Here is a 15,178-nt window from a genome sequence, read left to right as displayed (position 1 = left end):
CCTGCGCGATCTGGCACAACCGGACCACAGACCAGCCCGCGACCCGCTCACTGATCGCCTACGACCACTGACCGACTTCGGAACTACTCGTCTAGGGCCGCGCGCCGACATCGGGCGGCTGGCCTACGAGTTCTGCGCCGGCTGCTCCAGCGACGTCCAGCTCAAGGGCCCGGTCGACCGGCACCGACTGGCGGACCAGCCGCACGTCGCCACGGGTGACGCCACCCTGCTGCACAACCTGTTCGACGTCCACGACCCGGCGGCCGAACGAGCGCTCGCCGCAGGGAAGTTGGTGGTCTTCGACCGTTCGCTGATCGGCGCCGACGGCAGGGCGGTGATGCTGCTGCGCGGGGGCGGCGGCCCGGTGCAGCCTGGGCAGATCCCCAAGCCCGACCTCCAGGAGGTCCCGGTGGACGCGGTCCTGGTCGACGACCCGGACGCCGCCCGCTTCGCCCAGGGGCTGATGCCGACCACCGCGGCGGCCCTGCTAGGGCTCGCGTCCCGGCCGGACGGAGCCGTCTGGCGGCCGGCCACCCCACCGGACCGCACCGCGCAGCAGCGCGCCGAGGCCGTCGCGATCCGGCTGGACCGGTTCGCCCGCCTCGACGTCGAACGCGGCTACCAGCCGAAGGGCGACGCCCTCACCCTCGCCCTCACCGGCTTCGCCGGGCTGGTCGTGCTCGGCGCGGCCGGGATCGCCACCGGACTCGCGGCCGCCGACTCCCGGCAGGACCAGGCGACGCTCGCCGCCGTCGGCGCGCCGCCGCGGATCCGGCGGACCATGGCGGGGCTGCAGTGCGCACTGATCGCGCTGCTGGGGGCGGTGCTCGGGGCGGCCAACGGGTTCGTCCCGGCGGTGGGGCTGCTGAAGTCCCGTGCGAGCGGGACCGGTTCGCCCTCGCCGCTGATCGCCGCGCCCTGGGGGGAACTGCTGCTGGTGGTGCTGGTGCTGCCGGTGGTCGCCGGGCTGCTGGCGGCGCTGTTCACCCGCTCCCGGGTGCCGCTCGCTCGGCGGCTGTCATGAGGAGGGGCTCGGGCGCGGGCGCGGAAACGGGCACGGGCACGGGCTGAGCACCGGCTTCGAGCACCGGCCGGCGGCCGGACAGCACCCGCGCCACCAAGGGCGCCCGCCCCGTCACCCCGGGGGCGGGCGCCCGCCGCCGTCGGCCGCACCGGCGCCCCGGCCGCTCCGTACGGACGGTTGCGGGCGGCAAGGGCGCCGAGGTCAGTGCGGGCGGCCAGGGCGGCCAGGGCGGGCAGCCAGGGCCGCCAGGGCGGCCGCCCGAGCACGCGCGGCTAGGGCCCGTCTTCAAACCCCCGTCGTCCGCCCGAAGGGCGGGCGGGGCGGCGTTGGGGTGCGTGCCTCGCAAGGCGGAGGATGGGGGCACCTCCCGGCCGAAGGCTGGGGTGGGGGCACCTCCCGGCCGGAGGCTGGGGGAGAGTCCATGCGGTGGGGGCACCTCCCGGCCGGAGGCTGGGGGCCATCGGCGACCGACGACAACGCGGCGAGGCGCGTGCCCTGGGGGCACCTCCCGGCCGAAGGCCGGGGGAGCGTCGGCCCGCAGGCGGGGGTTTGAAGACGGGCTCTAGGGGCGGACGGCGCCCATGTACGGCATGGCGTCGATCGGCAGCACCTCGACGTTCTTGCCGGTGCGGGGCGCGTGGATCATCTTGCCGTCGCCGATGTAGATGCCGACGTGGTGGATGTCGGCGTAGAAGAAGACCAGGTCGCCGGGCTGGAGGTCGGCGCGGGCGACGCGCGGGCCGTCGTTCCACTGGTCCTGGGACATCCGGGAGAGCTTGACGTCCGCCGCGCGGTAGGCGGCCCCGGTGAGGCCGGAGCAGTCGAAGTCGTCGGGGCCGGTGGCGCTCCACCGGTAGGGCTTGCCGAGTTGGGCGTAGGCGAACCGGACGACGGCGGCGGCGCGGCCACTGGCGGGCGGGGCGGGGGCGTTCGGGTCCGGACGCTGGGCCGAGCGGGAGGCGCGGTCGGCGGCGGCCGCCTTCTGGGCTTCGGCCTTGGCCTTCTCGGCCGACTGCTGGGCGTTGACCTTGGCCCGCTCCTCGGCGCTGAGCTGGTTGAGCGTGGCCTGCGCCTCGGAGAGCTTGGCCTGGATCCGCTTCTTCCGCTCCGCCAGTTCGGTGCCGGCGGAGTCGAGCCGGGCGAGGGTGGCGGTGGCCTCGGCGCGGTCCTGGTCGAGCTTGCGCTGTTCCTCCCGGGCCTGCCTGAGCAGGGCCGTCTGGCTGTCGGCGACCTGGTTCCACACCGAGGCGCGCTCCAGGTAGGCGGCCGGGTCAGCGTCGAGCATCAGCCGGACGGACGGGTCGATGCCGTTGTTGCGGTACTGCTCGGCGGCCACGCCGCCGAGCCGGGTGCGGAGTTCGTTCATCGCCTCCTGGCCGCGGGCCACCTTCTCCTGGATCCGACTGGCATCGCCCTGGAGCTTCTGCTGCTGGGCCTGGAAGCCGTTGTACTGCTCGACGGCCTGCTCGGCCTCCTCGTTGAGCGCGTCCACCCGCTCCCTGACGGTGGCGAGGTCCGGGCGCGGCTCCGCGTCGGCGGTGCCGGAGGCGAGCACCGCGCCCCCGGCCACCGCCGTGGTGAGGACCGCCAGGCGGGCCCGGCTCGGGGGGCTGGGCTTGCGTCGTTTTCCCATCGCGGTGGGTTCTCCTTCGGGGGGTGCGGGGGCTTTCGGGGAGGTGTGGTGACACCCGTTGAACGTTCGAGGGACGGCTCCGGGTTGCTTCCGGCGCGCGAGTCCTCGGGACACTCCCCGACGGGCCGAGTGCACGCCCCCGAGACACTCCCTGACCTGCGGAGTGCTACGACTGCGCCAAATCGAGAACAAGGTCACACACGACGCCCCTCCTGCCGTCCTGCGAACGGGCGCTAACCTGCGGGCATGAAGGTCCCGCCCGAAGGGCTCCCCCTCGCCGCCGAGTTCCCGGCCGCGCACCGTGAGCAGTGGCAGCAGCTCGTCGAGGGCGTGCTGCGCAAGTCCGGTGCCCAGCCCGAGGACGCCGCCGCCGCCGAGCGGGCGCTCAGCACCCCCCTCCAGGACGGCCTGCGAGCCCTCCCCCTGTACACCGCCGAGGACAGCCCGGTCGAGGCCGGCTACCCCGGCTTCCCGCCGTTCGTCCGCGGCGGGCGGCCGCACGGTTCCGCCGTCGCCGGGTGGGACGTCCGCCAGCGGCACGCCGACCCGGACCGGCGGCGCACCAACGAGGCGGTCCTCGCGGACCTGGAGAACGGGGTCGGCTCGCTCTGGCTGGAGCTGGGCGGGGCCGGCCTGCCGGTGTCGGCCCTGCCGGAGGCGCTGAACGGGGTGTACCTGGACCTGGCCGCGGTCGCGCTCGACGCCGGGCCCGAATTCGCCGACGCCGCCGAGCGGTTGTTCAAGCTGTACGAGGAGCGCGAGGTCTCCCCCGCCTCCGCCGCCGGCAACCTCGGCGCCGACCCGCTGGGCCTCCAGGCCCGCTCCGGAGACGCCACCCGGACCGGCGCGCTGCTCGCCTCGGCCGCCGCACTGGCCGGCCGCTGCGCCGCCGAGTACCCGAACGTCCGGGCGGTGACCGTCGACGCCCTCCCTTACCACGAGGCCGGCGCCTCCCCCGCCCAGGAGCTGGGCTGCTCGCTGGCCACCGGCGTCGCCTACCTGCGCGCGCTGACCGCCGCGGGGCTGTCGGTGGACGCCGCCCTCGGGCAGCTGGAGTTCCGCTACGCCGCGGACGCCGACCAGTTCCTCACCATCGCCAAGTTCCGGGCCGCGCGCCGCCTCTGGGCCCGCGTCGCCGAGGTGTCCGGGGGGTCCGCCGAGGCCTCGGCGCAGCGCCAGCACGCCGTCACCTCCCGGGTGATGATGACCGCCCGCGACCCGTGGGTGAACATGCTGCGCACCACCGTCGCCTGCCTCGCGGCCGGGGTCGGCGGCGCCGACGCCGTCACCGTGCTGCCCTTCGACAGCGCGCTCGGCCTGCCGGACGCCTTCGCCCGCCGGATCGCCCGCAACACCCAGTCGATCCTGCTGGAGGAGTCCCACCTGGCCCGGGTGGTCGACCCGGCCGGCGGTTCCTGGTACGTCGAGCAGCTGGGCGAGGAGCTGGCCCGCGCCGCCTGGGCCTGGTTCCAGGAGATCGAGCGGGCCGGCGGCCAGCGCGCCGCCCTCGCCTCCGGCCTGGTCGGCGACCGGATCGCCGCGACCTGGGCCGAGCGCTCCGAGCGGCTCGCCAAACGGCGCGAACCGGTCACCGGCGTCAGCGAGTTCCCGCACCTGGACGAGCAGCCGCTGGTCCGCGAGCCGGCCCCGGCCGGCCACACGGGCGGCCTGCCCCGGGTGCGCCGTGCCGAGGCGTACGAGGCGCTGCGCGACCGCTCGGACGCGGTGCTCGCCGCCACCGGCGAGCGGCCGAAGCTGTTCCTGGCCTCGATCGGCACCGCCGCCGCCCACACCGGGCGCACCACCTTCGCCGCCAACCTGTTCCAGGCCGGCGGCATCGCGACCGTCTCGGCCGAGGGCATCGACCCGGCGGTGTTCGCCGAGGCGTTCAGCGCCTCGGGCGCGAGCGTCGCCTGCCTGTGCTCCAGTGACGCCCTGTACGCCGAGCACGCCGAGGCGGTCGCCACCGCGCTGCGCGCGGCCGGTGCCCGGCGGGTGCTGCTGGCCGGCCGGCTCGCCGAAGCGCCCGCCGGAGTCGACGAGTTCATCCACGCGGGCGGGGACGCCGTCGCCGTCCTGACCTCCCTGCTGGACCAGATCACCGGTGCGCGCAGCGCCGACGAGGACGAGGTGGCGCGATGATCCCCGACTTCACCGGAATCGGGCTGGACGGCGACGCCGCCACCCGGGCCGACGGCGCCGGCACCGCCGGCGTGACCGAGGACCAGTGGCGGGCCGCCTGGCGCCGGTCCACCGGCAAGGACGTCGACGAGCTGGTCTGGGACACCCCCGAGGGCATCGGCGTCAAGCCGCTGTACACCGCCGCCGACCTGACCGGCCTGGACTTCCTGGACACCTACCCGGGCATCGCCCCGTACCTGCGCGGGCCGTACCCGACCATGTACGTCAACCAGCCCTGGACGGTCCGCCAGTACGCCGGCTTCTCGACCGCCGAGGAGTCCAACGCCTTCTACCGCCGCAACCTGGCCGCCGGCCAGAAGGGCCTGTCGGTCGCCTTCGACCTGCCGACCCACCGCGGCTACGACAGCGACCACCCGCGGGTCACCGGCGACGTCGGCATGGCGGGTGTGGCCATCGACTCGATCTACGACATGCGCCAGCTGTTCGACGGCATCCCGCTGGACCGGATGTCCGTGTCGATGACCATGAACGGCGCGGTGCTGCCCGTACTGGCGCTGTACATCGTCGCGGCCGAGGAGCAGGGCGTACCGCCCGAGAAGCTCGCGGGGACCATCCAGAACGACATCCTCAAGGAGTTCATGGTCCGCAACACCTACATCTACCCGCCGCAGCCGTCGATGCGGATCATCTCGGACATCTTCGCGTACACCTCGCAGCGGATGCCCCGGTACAACTCGATCTCCATCTCCGGCTACCACATCCAGGAGGCCGGGGCCACCGCCGACCTGGAGCTGGCCTACACCCTGGCCGACGGGGTGGAGTACCTGCGCGCGGGCCTGGACGTGGGGCTGGACGTGGACGCCTTCGCGCCGCGGCTGTCGTTCTTCTGGGCGATCGGCATGAACTTCTTCATGGAGGTCGCCAAGCTGCGCGCGGCCCGGCTGCTGTGGGCCAAGCTGGTCCGGCAGTTCGACCCGAAGAACCCGAAGTCCCTCTCGCTGCGCACCCATTCGCAGACCTCGGGCTGGTCGCTCACCGCCCAGGACGTGTTCAACAACGTGACCCGGACCTGTGTGGAGGCGATGGCCGCCACCCAGGGGCACACCCAGTCGCTGCACACCAACGCCCTGGACGAGGCGCTGGCGCTGCCCACCGACTTCTCCGCCCGCATCGCCCGCAACACCCAGCTGCTGCTGCAGCAGGAGTCGGGCACCTGCCGGGTGATCGACCCCTGGGGCGGCTCGGCGTACGTGGAGAAGCTCACCCACGACCTGGCGGCCCGCGCCTGGCAGCACATCCAGGAGGTCGAGGCGGCCGGCGGCATGGCCAAGGCCATCGACGCGGGCATCCCCAAGATGCGCGTGGAGGAGGCCGCCGCCCGCACCCAGGCGCGCATCGACTCCGGCCGCCAGCCGGTGATCGGCGTCAACAAGTACCGGGTCGACAGCGACGAGCAGATCGACGTGCTGAAGGTCGACAACTCGGCGGTCCGCGCCCGGCAGATCGAGAAGCTGCGCCGGCTGCGCGAGGAGCGGGACGAGGCGGCCTGCCAGGACGCGCTGCACGCGCTGACCCGCGCCGCCGAGGCCGGTCCGCAGCGCGGCGGCTCCCTGGACGGCAACCTGCTGCACCTGGCCGTCGGCGCGGCCCGGGCCAAGGCGACCGTCGGCGAGATCTCGGACGCCCTGGAGAAGGTGTACGGCCGTCACTCCGGCCAGATCCGTACCATCTCCGGTGTGTACCGAGACGAAGCGGGCCCGTCGGCCCCCCTCCAGCGCACCCGGGACCTGGTCGAGCGGTTCGAGCAGGCCGAGGGGCGCCGCCCGCGCATCCTGGTCGCCAAGATGGGCCAGGACGGCCACGACCGCGGCCAGAAGGTGATCGCCACCGCCTTCGCCGACCTCGGGTTCACGGTGGACGTCGGCCCGCTGTTCCAGACCCCGGCCGAGGTCGCCCGCCAGGCCGTCGAGGCGGACGTGCACATCGTCGGGGTCTCCTCGCTGGCCGCCGGGCACCTCACCCTGGTGCCCGCGCTGCGCGCCGAACTCGCCGCGGCGGGCCGGGAGGACATCACCATCGTGGTCGGCGGGGTGATCCCCCCGCAGGACTTCGACGCGCTCCGCGAGGCGGGCGCGGCGGCGGTCTTCCCGCCCGGCACGGTGATCCCGGACGCCGCGTACGACCTGCTGAAGTCGCTGGCGGCCGACCTCGGCCACGAGCTGTGACGGTCTGACCCGGATGCCTCCGCGGACGATCGACCTCGACAGCTACGCGGCGGGGGTCCTGGACGGCTCGCGCGCCTGGATCGCGCGCGCCGTCACCCTCGTCGAGTCCAGCCGGCCCGACCACCGCGCCCTCGCGCAGCAGCTGCTCCAGCGGCTGCTGCCGCACGCGGGCGGGGCGGTCCGGGTCGGCGTCACCGGTGTGCCCGGTGTCGGCAAGTCGACCTTCATCGACTCCTTCGGGACGATGCTCACCGGCCTCGGCCACCGGGTCGCGGTGCTCGCCGTCGACCCGACCTCGAGCCGGACGGGCGGCTCCATCCTGGGCGACAAGACCAGGATGGAGCGCCTCGCCGTCGACCCGAACGCCTTCGTCCGGCCGTCGCCGACCTCTGGGACGCTCGGCGGGGTCGCCAAGGCCACCCGGGAGTCGATGGTGGTGATGGAGGCGGCGGGGTACGACGTCGTCCTGATCGAGACCGTCGGCGTCGGCCAGTCCGAGACGGCGGTGGCCGGGATGGTCGACACCTTCCTGCTCCTCAGCCTGGCCCGCACCGGCGACCAGCTCCAGGGCATCAAGAAGGGCGTCCTGGAACTGGCGGACGTCATCGCCGTCAACAAGGCGGACGGCCCCCACGAGCGCGACGCCAAGGCGGCCGCCCGCGAACTGGCCGGCGCCCTGCGCCTGTTGCAGGCTCCCGACGCGGCGTGGACCCCGCCGGTCCTGACCTGCAGCGGCCGCGACGGCGCCGGGCTGGACGTGCTGTGGGAACGCCTCCAGCAGCACCGCAAGGTCCTCGACGCGACGGGTGCGCTGGCCGCCAGGCGCCGTGACCAGCAGGTCGAGTGGACCTGGTCCATGGTCCACGACCAGCTCCACGCCCGGCTGCACGAGCACCCCGAGGTGCGGCGCCTCGCCCCGTCGCTGGAAGCCGAGGTCCGGGCCGGCACCCTGCCCGCGGGGCTGGCCGCCCAGCGGATCCTGGACACCTTCTTCGGCGCCTCCTGACTCTTCGGCGCCTCCCGACCGGACAGGCCGGCGGGCCGGGCAGGGTCAGGCCCGGGCCCCGGCGGGCCGGCGGACGGCCGCGGCCCGCCGGGCGGCGGCCTGGCGGGAGCGGCGGACGAGCAGGTGCACCCGCTGGACGGCCACGAAGCGGTTCATCGCATCGGCCAGGGTGAGCCGGTACTTCAGCCGGAGCTGGGCGTTGAGGCCGGCCAACCGCTCCGTGCCGATGGCGTGCAGGAGCCGGCTGACGTGCCGCTGGTAGACCTCCCAGTACGGCCGGTCGCCGTCCGGGACGGACCAGAAGAACATCGGGATCTCCTCGACCAGGCAGTTCAGGTCGTAGGCGCGCAGGTACTCGGCGAACTCCGGCTCGCTGCGCCCCTGCAGCCACTCCCGGACGAGTTCCATCGAGCGGACGCGGTCGATCAGGCCGCGCGGGTCGGTCTTCTTCTGGGTGATGGACAGCGCGCCGTCCTCACGCACCCGCCAGTGGTAGATCGGGTCGGCGAGCACGTCGACCCGCTCGGCCAGGAAGTGCAGGGGCACGCTGACCGGGGCGTCCTCGTACAGGATGCCCTCCGGGTAGAGGAGGCCCGCGGCGTCGAAGAAGGAGCGGCGGTAGACCTTGTTCCAGGCGGTGCGGTCGGTGACCAGGGCGGGCAGTTCGCTGACGTGGGTGCGCAGCCGGGTCTCCCGGAACGGGCGGCGGTGCGCGTGGGAGGGGGTCAGTCCGGTGGTGCGCAGCCGCAGCGCGTTGCCCGCGGCGAAGTCGGACCCCGTCCCGTCCAGGGTGCGGATCATCAGCTCGTAGGCCTGCGGTGGCAGGGTGTCGTCGCTGTCCACGAAGGCCAGGTACTCGGTGCCCGGGGTGAGGTGGCGCCAGCCGGTGTTGCGGGCCGCGCCGAGGCCCTTGTTCTCCTGCTGGACCAGCCGGAAGCGCCCGTCCTTGGCGGCGTACGCCTTGGCGATGACGGGGCCGTCGTCGGTCGAGCCGTCGTCGACCACGACGCACTCGAAGTCCTCGAAGGTCTGCGCCGCGATCGAGTCCAGGCACTCCGCGAGGTAGCGCTCGACGTTGTAGACCGGGACGACGACGGACAGGCGCGGCGCCATGGAAGGCCTTTCGCTCGGGAGCGGGCGGGCCGTTCGGCCGCCGACCGCCGGTGGCCGGCGGTGGTCCGAGCGTACCGACCGGACGCTCCCCGCGGGAGAACTGCGGATGGCGCCCAGTCTTCGGTTCGGTGCGCCCGGGCGTGCCGACAGCCCCGGATCCGCCCCGCGCACCCGCCGTGAGCTGGGCGGGGCCCCGGAACGCCCGACCGGTCCGGGGCCCCGCCGTCACCCGGAACGGGTCAGGCGCTCTTGACAGCCGCGAAGCGGGCCTGGACGTCCTGCCAGTTGACGACGTCCCACAGACGGGTGACGTAGTCCGGGCGGACGTTGCGGTACTGCAGGTAGTAGGCGTGCTCCCAGGCGTCGAAGGCGAGCAGCGGGGTGGTGTTCTGGCCCACGTTGCCGTGGTGGTCGTAGACCTGCTCGACGATCAGGCGCTGCCCGAGCGGCTCCCAGGAGAGGATGCCCCAACCGGAGCCCTGCACGCCGGTGGTGGCGTTGGTGAGCTGCTTCTTGAAGGCCTCGAAGCTGCCGAAGTGCTCGGCGATGGCGTCGGCGAGCTCACCCTCGGGGCGGTCGCCGCCCTCGGGGGACAGGTTCTGCCAGAACAGCGAGTGCAGCACGTGCCCCGACAGGTGGAAGGCGAAGGTCTTCTGCAGGCCGACCAGACCGCCGAACTGCTCCTTGTCGCGGGCCTCGGCCAGCTGCTCCAGGGTGTCGTTGGCACCCTTCACGTACGCGGCGTGGTGCTTGGAGTGGTGCAGCTCCAGGATCTCGGCCGACATCGCCCGCTCCAGCGCGGAGTAGTCGTACGGCAGGTCGGGAAGCGTGTAGGTGCCCATCAGGACACGGCCCCTTTCGGCGGGTTGGTAGTATCGATCGTGCCGGGACAACACTATTGCGCATCAGTTGCAGGAACGCACTATGGGCTCCTACATGTCTCCCACATCACGTCGGGCACAATGGTCACCCGTGAACGTAATGACCGACAATGGTGAGTGCCCATGACAGGGTCGCCGGTGGTGCTGGGCATCGAGTCCTCCTGCGACGAGACCGGCGCGGGCCTGGTCCGCGGTGGCGTGCTGCTCGGGCAGGCGGTGGCCTCCTCGATGGACGAACACGCCCGCTACGGCGGGGTCGTCCCGGAGATCGCCGCCCGGGCGCACGTCCACGCGATGGCTCCGGTCGTGCAGGAGGCGCTGGACCGCGCCGGACTGACGCTGCGTGACGTCGGCGCCGTCGCCGTGACGACCGGCCCGGGGCTGGCCGGGGCGCTGCAGGTCGGAGTGGCCGCCGCCAAGGGCTACGCGTACGCGCTGGGCGTCCCGCTGTACGGGGTGCACCACCTCGCCGGGCACGTCGCCGCGGCGGCCCTCGACGGCGGACCGCTGCCCGACCCCTGCGTGGTGCTGATCGTCTCCGGCGGCCACACCTCCCTGCTCCTCGTCCGGGACCTCGCCCGCGACCCGATCGTCCACCTCGGCGACACCCTGGACGACGCGGCGGGCGAATGCTTCGACAAGGTCGCGCGCATCCTCGGCCTGCCCTACCCCGGCGGCCCCGCGATCGACCGCGCCGCCCGCACCGGCGACCCGGCGGCCGTCCGGCTCCCCCGCCCGCTCACCGGGGCGCAGGACGACCCGTACGCGTTCTCCTTCTCCGGCCTGAAGACCGCCGCCGCCCGCTGGGTGGAGGCGCAGCGCCAGCCGCACGTCCCGGACGCGGCGGCCGCCCTGCAGGAGGCGATCGCGGACGTGCTGACCCGCAAGGCGGTGCGCGCCTGCACCGAGCACGGCATCGGCACCCTCGTGGTGGTCGGCGGGGTGGCGGCCAACTCCCGGGTGCGGGCGCTCGCCGAGCAGCGGTGCGCGGCGGCGGGGATCGCCCTGCGGGTGCCCCCGTTGCGGCTCTGTACCGACAACGGCGCCATGGTCGCGGCGATCGGCGACCTGCTGGTCCGCGCCGGCGCCGAGCCGGCACCGGCCGACCTCGCGGTGGACCCGTCGGCGCCGCTGGAGCGCGCCGCGCTCGGTCCGTCGCCGTCCAGGTGAGCAGCGGCGGCCGGACGGCGGGAGCGGCGGCAACGGCAGCAACGACTCGGAGACGGGAGGACGGGAGGGCGGGCGCGCCGCATGCTCAGCGGCGGACGGGGAAGGCGGACCGCGCGGGACACCCGTGCTCGCTCCCGTGGCCGGGACGCGCACCGGGAGTCACGATGGAGACCCGGCACCGGACAGGACCCAGCCCGATCGGAGTGCGATGAGCGACCAGCACAACCTCGTCCTGCTGACCTTCCCCGACGCCGCCGGCTGGCCGGCCGCCTTCGCCGAGGCGCAGCACCTGCCCGGCCTGCGGATGGCAGCCGCCCTGGAGCGCGACGGCGACGGGGTGCTGGAGGTGAAGGACACCTTCACCCGGGGCGCCGGTGTGGCCACCGTGGGCTCGGGGCTGCTGGGAGGCCTGGTGGGGCTGCTGGGCGGGCCGGTCGGGGTGCTGCTGGGCTTCGCGGCGGGTGCGGCGCTCGGCAACGCGGCCGAGGAGCACTCCGCGACGGAGGCCGGCGCCGCGCTGATCGTGCTCTCGCCCCGGGTGCCGGACGGCGGCGCACTGGTCGCGCTCGAGGTCCGGGAGGCCTCCCCCGGGCCGGCCGACGAGCTGGCGGCCGAGCACGGCGCGACGGTCGAGCGGATCGACGAGCACGCCTTCACCGAACAGGTCCGGGCGGCGGAGCGGAAGGCGGAGGAACAGCGGGAGGCGGAGCAGAAGGCCGGAGAGGCCTGAGCGGCTGCCGGGGCGCCGTACGCGGTGACGGGCGACGACGCGCGGCGGGAGTCCGGGGGCCGCTGCCCCGGACTCCCGCCGTCACCGCTCAGCCGGTCGCCCCGTCGAACCGGTCAACGGCTCGGCCGGCTCGGCCGGGTCGACCGGGTCGCCGCTCAGACCAGGTCGAAGCGGTCGGCGTTCATGACCTTGACCCAGGCCGCGACGAAGTCCTCCACGAACTTCTCCTTGGCGTCGTCGCTCGCGTACACCTCGGCGACGGCGCGCAGTTCGGAGTTCGAGCCGAAGACCAGGTCGGCGCGGGTACCGGTCCACTTGACCTGGCCGGAGGCGTCCCGGCCCTCGAAGGTGTGGGCGTCCTCGGAGGTGGACTTCCACGTGGTGCCCAGGTCCAGCAGGTTGACGAAGAAGTCGTTCGTCAGCACGCCCGGGGTCTCGGTGAAGACGCCGTGCGCGGACTGCTGGTGGTTGGCGCCGAGGACGCGCAGGCCGCCGACGAGGACGGTCATCTCGGGCGCGCTCAGGCCCAGCAGGTTCGCCTTGTCGAGCAGCAGGAACTCGGCCGGCAGGCGGTTGCCCTTGCCGAGCCAGTTGCGGAAGCCGTCGGCCTTCGGCTCCAGCGCGGCGAAGGACTCGGTGTCGGTCAGCTCCTGCGTGGCGTCCACCCGGCCGGGTGCGAACGGCACCTCGACCGCGAGGCCGGCCGCCTTGGCCGCCTGCTCGACGCCGACGCCGCCGGCCAGCACCACCAGGTCGGCGATGGAGACCTGCTTGTCGCCGGCCTGCGCGTTGAACTCCGCCTGCACGCCCTCCAGGGCGCGCAGCACGGTGGCCAGCCGGTCCGGCTCGTTGACCTCCCAGCCGGCCTGCGGCTGGAGCCGGATCCGGCCGCCGTTGGCGCCGCCGCGCTTGTCGCTGTTGCGGTAGGAGGAGGCCGCGGCCCAGGCGGTGGAGACCAGCTCGGAGACCGACAGGCCGGTGGCGGCGATCCGCCGCTTGAGGTCGGCGACGTCGGCGGCGTCGATCTGCTGGTAGGTGACGGCCGGCAGCGGGTCCTGCCAGATCAGCTGCTCGCTCGGGACCTCCGGGCCGAGGTAGCGCACGACCGGGCCCATGTCGCGGTGGGTCAGCTTGTACCAGGCGCGGGCGAAGGCGTCGGCGAACTGCTCCGGGTGCTCGAGGAAGCGCCGGGAGATCTGCTCGTACACCGGGTCGAAGCGCAGCGAGAGGTCCGTGGTGAGCATGATCGGGACGTGCCGCTTGTTCGGGTCGTGGGCGTCCGGGACGGTGCCCTCGCCGGCGCCGTCCTTCGGCTTCCACTGGAGGGCGCCGGCCGGGCTCTTGGTGAGCTCCCACTCGTAGCCGAACAGCGTCTCGAAGAAGCTGTTGTCCCAGGTCGTCGGGGTGGGCGTCCAGGTGCCCTCGAGGCCGCTGGTGATGGCGTCGCCGCCCACGCCGGTGCCGTAGCGGCTCTTCCAGCCGAGGCCCTGCTGCTCCATCGGCGCGGCCTCCGGGTCCGGGCCGACGTTGTCCGCCGGGCCGGCGCCGTGGGTCTTGCCGAAGGTGTGGCCGCCGGCGATCAGCGCGACGGTCTCCTCGTCGTTCATCGCCATCCGGTAGAAGGTCTCGCGGATGTCGCGGGCGGCGGCGATCGGGTCCGGGTTGCCGTTGGGGCCCTCGGGGTTGACGTAGATCAGGCCCATCTGGACGGCGGCGAGCGGGCTCTCCAGCTCGCGGTCGCCGGTGTAGCGCTTGTCGTCCAGCCAGGTGGTCTCCGGGCCCCAGTAGACGTCCTCGTCGGGCTCCCACTCGTCGACGCGGCCGCCGCCGAAGCCGAAGGTCTGCAGGCCCATGGTCTCGAGGGCGACGTTGCCGGCCAGCACCATGAGGTCGGCCCAGGACAGGCTGCGGCCGTACTTCTTCTTCACCGGCCAGAGCAGGCGGCGGGCCTTGTCCAGGCTGGCGTTGTCCGGCCAGCTGTTCAGCGGGGCGAAGCGCTGCTGGCCACCGCCGGCGCCGCCGCGGCCGTCGCTGATCCGGTAGGTGCCGGCGCTGTGCCAGGCCATGCGGATCATGAAGGGGCCGTAGTTGCCGAAGTCGGCGGGCCACCAGTCCTGCGAGGAGGTGAGCACCTCCTGGATGTCCCGCTTGACGGCCGGGAGGTCGAGGGACTTGAAGGCCTCGGCGTAGTCGAAGTCGGCGCCGAGCGGGTTCGCCACGGCGGGGTTCTTGGCCAGGATCTTCAGGTTCAGCCGTTCCGGCCACCACTGGCGGTTCCCGCCGCCCTGGGTGGGGTGGAGCGCGCGCCCGTGGTTGACCGGGCAGCCGCCCGCGCTCGCCTCAAGACCGGTTGCGTCGTGGTTCTCAGACATGGGAATCCTTCCCTACAAGGCGGATCACGGTGTCCATCTGCTACCTACGGCACCAAGTGCTGCTACCGCTGTGTACGGCCGCTGTTTCGGGGTAGCGGTGTCCTGCTGCGTCCTGTTGCTACCCAGGCTAGCGCCGGAGCCGATCCTACGGTGGACTCAATCCAAGTCAAGAAAGACACCAAAGCCAGATCCGATCGCGAACCGGACACCAGTGGATGTGTATTGGTAAACTCCGGTCTCCCCGTGACCTGAATAGGTGAACCGATATGAGTGACCTGCTGGAGCGGCTGCGCGGGCGCGGCTGGCGCCTCACCTCCCAGCGGCGCGTCGTCGCCGAGGTCCTGGACGGCGACCACGTGCACCTGACCGCTGACGAGGTGCACGTGCTCGCCGCCGAGCGCCTCCCGGAGATCTCCAGGGCGACGGTCTACAACACCCTCGGCGAACTGGTCACCCTCGGCGAGGTGGTCGAGGTCTCCACCGACGGACGGGCCAAGCGCTACGACCCCAACGCGCACCGCCCGCACCAGCACCTGGTCTGCACCGGCTGCGGCGCCATCCGCGACGTCCACCCCCTCGGCAACCCGCTCGCCGACCTCCCGGCGGACCAGCGCTTCGGCTTCGCCGTCTCCGGCGCCGAGGTCACCTACCGCGGGCTCTGCCCGTCCTGCGCGGGCTGAGCCCGCGGTCGACCGACCCGCGGGGGACGTCGGCGCCGGATCCGGCGGCCGGGCCGCCTCCTGAGGGGCGCCGCCGGAAACGGCGAGGGGTGGGCGCCCCCCCCCCGGGGGGGCCCCCCCCCCGGGCGGCCCCCCCCCCCCGGCCCCGCCCCCCCCCCCCCCGGGGCCCCCCCCCCCCCGGGGGCCCCCCGGGGGACCCGCC

The 15,178-nt window shown here is 73.8% G+C and carries 11 protein-coding genes; 7 read left to right on the top strand and 4 right to left on the bottom strand.

The features are described from left to right. Positions 1–292: 292 nt before the first annotated feature. The gene (locus ACGF07_RS35270) at positions 293–1,024 is read left to right on the top strand and encodes an FtsX-like permease family protein (protein WP_392905713.1); all 732 of its coding nucleotides are present in this window, start codon (positions 293–295) and stop codon (positions 1,022–1,024) included. A 562-nt stretch (positions 1,025–1,586) separates the two neighbouring features. Here ACGF07_RS35270 and ACGF07_RS35265 read toward each other — a convergent pair. Beyond that, positions 1,587–2,657, bottom strand: a complete 1,071-nt coding sequence (locus tag ACGF07_RS35265) for an NlpC/P60 family protein (RefSeq protein ID WP_392905710.1) — start codon at positions 2,655–2,657, stop codon at positions 1,587–1,589. Positions 2,658–2,903: 246 nt separating this feature from the next. On the opposite strand from ACGF07_RS35265, the gene ACGF07_RS35260 reads away from it, so the two are divergent. From ACGF07_RS35260 to meaB, 3 genes are read left to right on the top strand one after another with little or no spacing between them, the layout of a single operon-like run. Beyond that, positions 2,904–4,799, top strand: coding sequence for a methylmalonyl-CoA mutase family protein (locus tag ACGF07_RS35260; RefSeq protein WP_392905708.1), 1,896 nt, complete (start codon positions 2,904–2,906; stop codon positions 4,797–4,799). Further along, complete coding sequence (scpA, locus tag ACGF07_RS35255) at positions 4,796–7,024, top strand: methylmalonyl-CoA mutase (protein ID WP_392905705.1); 2,229 nt, start codon at positions 4,796–4,798, stop codon at positions 7,022–7,024. The genes ACGF07_RS35260 and scpA overlap by 4 nt, the downstream gene beginning before the upstream one ends. 13 nt (positions 7,025–7,037) lie before the next feature. Next, complete coding sequence (meaB, locus tag ACGF07_RS35250) at positions 7,038–8,030, top strand: methylmalonyl Co-A mutase-associated GTPase MeaB (RefSeq protein ID WP_350745837.1); 993 nt, start codon at positions 7,038–7,040, stop codon at positions 8,028–8,030. A gap of 45 nt (positions 8,031–8,075) precedes the next feature. Here meaB and ACGF07_RS35245 read toward each other — a convergent pair whose 3' ends face one another. Together ACGF07_RS35245 and ACGF07_RS35240 are read right to left on the bottom strand one after the other, a co-directional pair. Further along, a complete protein-coding gene (locus ACGF07_RS35245; RefSeq protein ID WP_392905702.1) occupies positions 8,076–9,143 on the bottom strand; it encodes a glycosyltransferase family 2 protein in 1,068 nt (355 codons plus the stop codon). Positions 9,144–9,382: 239 nt separating this feature from the next. Beyond that, positions 9,383–9,985: a superoxide dismutase gene (locus ACGF07_RS35240; protein WP_350745831.1), complete on the bottom strand. Its 603-nt coding sequence runs from the start codon at positions 9,983–9,985 to the stop codon at positions 9,383–9,385. 162 nt (positions 9,986–10,147) lie between these two features. On the opposite strand from ACGF07_RS35240, the gene tsaD reads away from it, so the two are divergent. After that, a complete protein-coding gene (gene tsaD, locus ACGF07_RS35235; RefSeq protein WP_392905700.1) occupies positions 10,148–11,194 on the top strand; it encodes a tRNA (adenosine(37)-N6)-threonylcarbamoyltransferase complex transferase subunit TsaD in 1,047 nt (348 codons plus the stop codon). Between the two features lie 208 nt (positions 11,195–11,402). Then, a complete protein-coding gene (locus tag ACGF07_RS35230) occupies positions 11,403–11,924 on the top strand; it encodes a histidine kinase (RefSeq protein ID WP_392905697.1) in 522 nt (173 codons plus the stop codon). A gap of 155 nt (positions 11,925–12,079) precedes the next feature. Here ACGF07_RS35230 and katG read toward each other — a convergent pair whose 3' ends face one another. Next, positions 12,080–14,296 carry a catalase/peroxidase HPI gene (katG, locus tag ACGF07_RS35225; RefSeq protein WP_392905694.1) on the bottom strand — a complete coding sequence of 739 codons (2,217 nt, stop codon included), beginning with the start codon at positions 14,294–14,296 and terminating at the stop codon, positions 12,080–12,082. Positions 14,297–14,562: 266 nt separating this feature from the next. On the opposite strand from katG, the gene ACGF07_RS35220 reads away from it, so the two are divergent. Further along, positions 14,563–14,976: a Fur family transcriptional regulator gene (locus ACGF07_RS35220; RefSeq protein ID WP_350745823.1), complete on the top strand. Its 414-nt coding sequence runs from the start codon at positions 14,563–14,565 to the stop codon at positions 14,974–14,976. Positions 14,977–15,178 lie beyond the last annotated feature (202 nt).

This window comes from Kitasatospora sp. NPDC048194 (assembly GCF_043202455.1).
Classification (GTDB): domain Bacteria; phylum Actinomycetota; class Actinomycetes; order Streptomycetales; family Streptomycetaceae; genus Kitasatospora.
Note: the sequence above shows the minus strand (reverse complement) of the source record. Positions and strands in the feature narration are given on the sequence as shown.